Annotated in this window: 7 protein-coding genes; 2 read left to right on the forward strand and 5 right to left on the reverse strand. The window is 73.3% G+C overall.

Annotation, left to right across the window (positions count from 1 at the left end; translation table 11 throughout):
* Positions 1-90: 90 nt before the first annotated feature.
* Positions 91-1,053 (reverse strand): isopenicillin N synthase family dioxygenase, encoded by a 963-nt coding sequence (locus tag ACFVYA_RS49095; RefSeq protein ID WP_387055447.1) that lies wholly within the window; start codon positions 1,051-1,053, stop codon positions 91-93.
* Between the two features lie 63 nt (positions 1,054-1,116).
* Positions 1,117-1,575 (reverse strand): nucleoside deaminase, encoded by a 459-nt coding sequence (locus ACFVYA_RS49100; RefSeq protein ID WP_285990137.1) that lies wholly within the window; start codon positions 1,573-1,575, stop codon positions 1,117-1,119.
* A gap of 100 nt (positions 1,576-1,675) precedes the next feature.
* On the opposite strand from ACFVYA_RS49100, the gene ACFVYA_RS49105 reads away from it, so the two are divergent.
* Positions 1,676-2,632, forward strand: coding sequence for a helix-turn-helix transcriptional regulator (locus ACFVYA_RS49105; protein ID WP_387055449.1), 957 nt, complete (start codon positions 1,676-1,678; stop codon positions 2,630-2,632).
* Here ACFVYA_RS49105 and ACFVYA_RS49110 read toward each other — a convergent pair.
* The 3 genes from ACFVYA_RS49110 to ACFVYA_RS49120 all read right to left on the reverse strand — a co-directional run bounded on the left by ACFVYA_RS49110 (position 2,629) and on the right by ACFVYA_RS49120 (position 5,445).
* Positions 2,629-3,720, reverse strand: a complete 1,092-nt coding sequence (locus ACFVYA_RS49110) for a winged helix DNA-binding domain-containing protein (protein ID WP_387055451.1) — start codon at positions 3,718-3,720, stop codon at positions 2,629-2,631. The two genes, ACFVYA_RS49105 and ACFVYA_RS49110, sit on opposite strands and share 4 nt — an antisense overlap.
* Positions 3,721-3,759: 39 nt before the next feature.
* Complete coding sequence (locus ACFVYA_RS49115; RefSeq protein ID WP_285990140.1) at positions 3,760-4,380, reverse strand: TetR/AcrR family transcriptional regulator; 621 nt, start codon at positions 4,378-4,380, stop codon at positions 3,760-3,762.
* Between the two features lie 126 nt (positions 4,381-4,506).
* Positions 4,507-5,445: a beta-ketoacyl-ACP synthase III gene (locus ACFVYA_RS49120; protein ID WP_387055453.1), complete on the reverse strand. Its 939-nt coding sequence runs from the start codon at positions 5,443-5,445 to the stop codon at positions 4,507-4,509.
* Between the two features lie 61 nt (positions 5,446-5,506).
* Between ACFVYA_RS49120 and ACFVYA_RS49125 the strand changes: the two genes are divergently transcribed.
* Positions 5,507-6,100, forward strand: coding sequence for a TetR/AcrR family transcriptional regulator (locus tag ACFVYA_RS49125; RefSeq protein ID WP_387055455.1), 594 nt, complete (start codon positions 5,507-5,509; stop codon positions 6,098-6,100).
* The last annotated feature ends 22 nt before the right edge of the window (positions 6,101-6,122 follow it).

A 6,122-nucleotide genomic window follows, 5' to 3' on the forward strand; every position in this document is an offset into this window, starting at 1 on the left:
CAACCCCCGGCCGTTCGTGTGGCGCAAGACTGCTGAGGAGATCATCGACTCGCTCGCACGATATTGCCAACGAATTTCAGGCGCAGGACACTAGCTCATCGTGATCGCGTCCAGTTTTTCCTTCAGGTACTGCGACGCGATCACCTCGGGGTAGGTGCGGGTGCCCAGCGGCGGCGCCAACGACGTGATCCGCGCGTCGTGATCGGTCTCGTAGAAGAAGATCAACGACACGAGGTCTTCGTCGGGTGCCGTCGCGGCCGGGGGGAGGACGCGGTGGCGCGTCGAGCGCCAGCGGTCGCCCGTCCAGCGGGCCATCAGGTCGCCGATGTTGACCGTGAACGCTTCCGGGTGGAACGGCGCGTCCGCCCACTCGCCGTCGGCCGTGCAAACCTGCAGGCCGCCGACGCCGGCCTGGCGGTCGAGCACCGTGACCGTGCCGAAGTCGGTGTGCGGGCCGATCCGGAACTGGTCCGGCGCCGGCGGGCCGACGTGGGTCATCGGCGGGTACCAGTTGATGTTGAGCGTGTACGTGGGGTGCCCGGTGTGCCGGGTGAAGTGGCTCTGGGCGAGCCCGAGCGCCGCGGCGAAGATCTCCAGCAGGTGGTCCGCCAGCGCCCGCATCCGGCGCATGTACTCCGTGGCCGCCTCGCCCAGGCCGGGCACCTCGTGCGGCCAGACGTTGGGCTGGAACCAGAACCCGTCGACCTCGGCCACGCCGGTCCGGGTGTCCGCGCCCGCCGAGTAGGACTCCTTGAGGTCCGGCGGGGTCTCGGTGCCCTCGGCGTAGCCGTTGGCCTCGACCCCCGGCGGCAGCCAGCCGCGGCCGCCGACCGTGACGGCGTAGCGCTGCTTGACGTCTTCGGGCAGCGCGAAGAACTCCCGCGCCAGCTCGCGCGTCCGGTGGCGCAGCTCGTCCGGGACGCCGTGCCCGGTGACCAGCAGGAAGCCGGACTCCCGCAGTGCCTGGTCGATCCGGCCCGCCACTTCGGCCCGGCCCTCGGACGTGCCCGCGAACCACGGCGAAAGGTCCACGAGCGGAACGGATGACGGCATACCGGCTCCTGTAAGGCGCTGTTGTCGAGCAGGTGCGGTCGAGCTGGGCCGATCGGTACTGTCCTATTCGGACTTCTCGACCCCGATGTCCTCGAACCACAGGTCCGGGCGCGCGGCGATGAACTCCGTCATCAGCGCGGTGCAGCCGGGATCGTCGAGCAGGGTGATCTCCACACCGAGCCCGGCGAGCCAGTCGTGACCGCCGTGGAACGTCTCGGCCTCACCGATGACGACGCGCCCGATACCGAACTGACGGACGAGCCCGGAGCAGTACCAGCACGGCGAGAGCGTGGTGACCATGATCGTGTCCCGGTAGTGCGGGCGGCGGCCGGCGTTGCGGAACGCCGCGGTTTCCGCGTGCATCGACGGGTCGCCGTCCTGCACGCGCCGGTTGTGCCCGCGGCCCAGCAGCGTGCCCGCGGAGTCGAACAGCGCGGCCCCGATCGGCACACCTCCCTCGGCCTTGCCCAGCTCGGCTTCTTCGCGGGCGACGGCGAGCAGGGTGTGCGGATCGATCGGCATGCGTCACTCTTTCCGGCCGCGGTGGTGCCTGGCAAGTGTTTGCCGCCTTCCGGTGAATCGCGGACAGGAGCTGTCCGCGATGTCTGGCACACTGCGTGCCATGTACGGCACTTCGGAACGGCTGCTCAGGCTGCTCTCGCTGCTGCAGGCGCGCCGGGACTGGCCGGGTGCCGACCTCGCGGCCCGCCTCGAGGTCGACGTCCGCACGATCCGCCGTGACATCGAGCGGCTGCGCTCCCTCGGCTATCCGGTGCACGCGACGCCGGGGGTGGCGGGCGGCTACCGGCTGGGCGCGGGCGCGGCGCTGCCGCCGCTGCTGCTGGACGACGACGAGGCCGTCGCGGTCGCGGTCGGCCTGCGCACGGCGGCGAGCGGCACGGTCAGCGGCATCGAGGAGACGTCGGTGCGGGCGCTGGCGAAGCTGGAGCAGGTGCTGCCGGCCCGGCTGCGGCCGCGAGTGGGCGCGCTGCAGGCGGCGACGGTGTCACTGCCCGGAGCCGGTCCGACGGTGGACGCCTCGGTGCTCACGGCGATCGCGACGGCCTGCCGCGACCAGGAACGGCTGCGGTTCGGCTACGGCGACCGGTCGGGTGCCTCGACGCAGCGGTCGGTCGAGCCGCTGCGGCTGGTCCACACGGGGCGGCGCTGGTACCTGGTCGCCTTCGACCTCGACCGCGCGGACTGGCGCACCTTCCGGGTGGACCGGATCGCCGAGGTGCCGGCGGGGGGCTTCCGGTTCACCCCGCGCGAGCCCCCGGCCGCGGACCTCGCGGAGTACGTCTCCCGCCAGATCTCGACGGCGCCCTACCCGCACCAGCTGGTCCTGCGGGTGGCGGCCCCGGCGTCGGCGCTGGCCCGGCGCATCTCGCCGACGTCGGGGGTGGTGGAAGAGATCGACGAGGGCAGCTGCCGGGTGCGGACCGGGGCGAAGGACCTGGACGCGGTGCCGTACCACCTGGCCCAGCTGGGGTACGACTTCGTGGTCGAGGAGGCACCGCCGGGACTGGTGGAGCGGCTGCGGGAGGTGGCGGAGCGGTTCGCCAGGGCGGTCGGTTAGCTCGGTTCGAGCCGGACGCAAGCGCTTTCGCCCTCGCTCAAGAAGCCGGCCAGTCCGCTTCCCTCGGCCGCGACCTCGTCACGTTCCGGCCCCGTCAACCGCCGCAGCGGCCGGACCACGACCGTGTCGTTCTCCGTCGTCCACGTTGCCGAAACGCGGCCGTCGACCAGGACCACCCGCTCGCCCGCGACCGAGAGCCCGCGGTGGGTGTCGTCGATGATGCGGGTGCGGTCGTCGTAGCCGAGGATCGCGTTGTCGAACGCCGGGAGGAACCGGACCGGTGCGGGGGTGCCCGGGTCGGGGCGGGGTGCTCCGGGCAGGTCGAGCAGCTCGCGTCCCCGCTCGTCGCGGAAGGCCACGAGCTCCTCGCGCACCGCCTTCACCGCGGCCGGCAGGCCGGCCAGGCCCGACCACGCGCGCAGGTCCGCCGTCGCCGCCGGGCCGAACGCCGCGAGGTAGCGCCGGACCAGCGTCCGCCCGACGCCGTCGTCCGGGTCGAGCGGGTCGGCGTCCCGGCCGAGCCACGCGGCCAGCGGCAGGTTCCGCACGCCCGCCTTGGTGCGCCACAGCCCGCGCGGCGGCAGCTGCGCCGACGGGATCAGCGCGGCGATCAGCAGCTCGCCGAGCGGGCGGGGGCCCGGCGCGGGCCACCGGTCGGCGACCGCCCGCGCGAGTTCGCCCATCGAGCGGGGCTCGCCGTCGGCCAGCACCGCCCGGCCCGCCGCGGCGAGCTCGGCGAGGTCCACGTCCGCGAGCTCGCGGCGGTAGGTGCCGACGACCCGCTGCCGCAACATCGTGTCGAACCGGCTCCGCCACGCCAGGACGTCGTCGGCGGTCAGCAGGTGCACGGTGCGGCGCATGAGGTGGGTCCGCACGACGCGCCGCCCGGTCAGCAGGGCGTCCAGTGCGGCCGGGTCGAACGCGCGCAGCCGCGACCACAGCCCGGTGAACGGGGCCTGCGGCTCCTGCGCCTGCAGGCCGCCGAGGTGGGCGACGGCGTCGAGCACGGGCAGGCCGGCCCGCTCGAGCAGCAGCTGCCGGGCGAGGGTGGCGCGGTTGAGGGCCCGCGCGGCGAGGAGGGTGTGCACGAGGCCAGCGTGCCGGAGATAGCGGACAGGTTGTGTCCGCTACTGGGGCGCCATGCCGACGCCGAGCATCCGCAGCACGAGCCCGCCGTACTCCTTGCCCAGCGCCGCGGGTGTCTGGCGGGCGCGCTCGCTGTACCAGCGGGCGACGTCGACGCCGAGCGAAAGCACGGCCCGGGCGGCGACGTGCGGGTCGGTCACCGTGAACACGCCGCTGTCGACGCCCTCGGCGATGACCTCGCGCACGATCCGCTCGATCCGCCGCCGCAGCGCGGCGACCACCTCGAACTCCTGCTCGGGCAGCGCCTGCAGCTCGTACTGGACCACCCGCGCGACGGTGTGGCGCCGCGCGTGCCACGCGACGAAGTCCTCGACGATCAGCCGGATCCGCTCGACGGGATCGGACTCCTTGGCGACGACGTTCTCGACCAGCGCGAGCGTCTGTTCGTGGCCGTACCGGCTGATCGCGAACAGCAGCGCGGCCTTGGAGGGAAAGTGCACGTAGAGCGCGGCGGGCGACATCCCCGCGGCGCCGGCGATGTCCCGCGTGGTGGTGGCGTGGTAGCCGCGCTGGGCGAAGGCTTCCACCCCGGCCAGCATCAGCCGCCGGGCGGTCTCCGGCTGCACGTCCGGCCAGAGTTCGGCCGACAGCGACATCGTCATCCGGTGGTCCTCCCGCTCGCGCCCGGACGGCGGCCACGACGGCCGGACCGGTCGTGCCCATTGTAAGCGGGCGCTTTGCCGGGAAGGCCGGGGAGACGTCCCCGGCCCGGCCGGCGCGACCGTCACTCACGGGCAGGTGACGACCTGGCCGGCCCAGGAGAGCCCGCCGCCGAAGGCGAAGAGCAGCACCGGCTCGCCGGACGGCAGCTCGCCGCGGGCGACCATTTTGGACAGTGCGAGCGGCACGGACGCCGCCGACGTGTTGCCCGAATCGACCACATCCCGGCCGATCACGACGTCGTCGCGCAGGTCGAGGCGGTCGGTCAGCGCCTCGATGATCCGCAGGTTGGCCTGGTGGGTGACGACTCCGGCGAGGTCCGTGGTGGCGATGCCCGCGCGGCGGCAGGCCTCCGCGGCGACCGCGGGCAGTTCCCGGGCGGCCCAGCGGAACACCGACTGGCCGTCCTGGGCGAACGCGGGCTGCCACGCGTCCACGAGCCGGACCAGGTGCCGGCGTGCCGGGTCGGATCCCCAGACGACCGGGCCGACCGCCGGCGCGCCGGCGGTGCTGAGGACGGCCGCACCCGCGCCGTCGCCGAGGAGGACGCAGGTGCCGCGATCGGTCCAGTCGGTGACGTCCGACATCTTCTCGGCGCCGATGACCAGCGCGTGCCGGGCGGCTCCGGCCCGGATGGCGTGGTCCGCGGTGGCCAGTGCGGTGCAGAACCCCGCGCAGCCGTTGTTGAGGTCGAAACAGACCGGGGCGGGGATGCCAAGGCGGCCCGCCACCTGGGCGGCGATCGAGGGACAGCGGTCGATCGCACTGCAGGTGGCGACGGTGACCATGCCGATTTCACCGGGTTCCAGGCCGGCCGTGGCCAGTGCCTTCGCCGCGGCTTCGGTGGCCAGGTCGGCCACCGAGCCGTCGGCGATGTGCCGGGTGGCGATGCCGGTGCGGCGGCGGATCCACTCGTCGGAGGTGTCGACCATGCCTTCCAGGTCGGCGTTGGTCAGCACGCGGGCGGGCTGGTGGTGGCCGAGCGCGGTCAAGCGGGAGCCGGGCATGGGCCCTCCTCAGGGACTGGGCGAAAATAGCGACCGATCGTTCGTAACCTATACTGTGTCCATGAGTCCCCGGAAGTCCCTGGCCGAGTCCCGGCTCACCCGGCAGCGCATCCTCGACACCGGACTGGTGATCGCGTCGGCGGAGGGACTGGAAGGGCTGACCATCGGGCGGCTCGCCACCGAGCTGGGGATGAGCAAGGCGGGCGTGATCGGGCACTTCGGCACCAAGGAGAGCCTCCAGCTGGCCGTCGTCGACGCCGCGACCGGGCTGTTCGTCCGCGAAGTGCCCGAGCGTGCGCGTGGGGTGGCGCGCGGCCTGCCGTACCTGCGCGCGGCCTGCGAGGCGTGGATTTCCTACCTGGAACGCGAACTGCTGCCCGGCGGCTGCTTCTTCACCGCGGCCGCGGCCGAGTTCGACGGCCGGGACGGACCGGTGCGCGATGCCATCGCGCGCGCCGACCAGCTCTGGCAGCGCGAACTGCGGCTCAACATCTGGCGGGCGGTGAGCCTGGCGGAACTGCCGCCGGACACCGACATCGACCAGCTGCTCTACGAGATCGTCGCGATCATGTTGGCACTCAACCACTTCTTGCAGCTGCACGGCGACCGCCAGGCGCCGGCTCGCGCGCGCCGGGCGCTGGAACGGCTGTGGTAGAGCAGCTGGCAGCGGGCGGGCT

Origin of the sequence: Amycolatopsis sp. NPDC058278, from assembly GCF_042881395.1 — a bacterium.
Taxonomy (GTDB): Bacteria; Actinomycetota; Actinomycetes; order Mycobacteriales; family Pseudonocardiaceae; genus Amycolatopsis.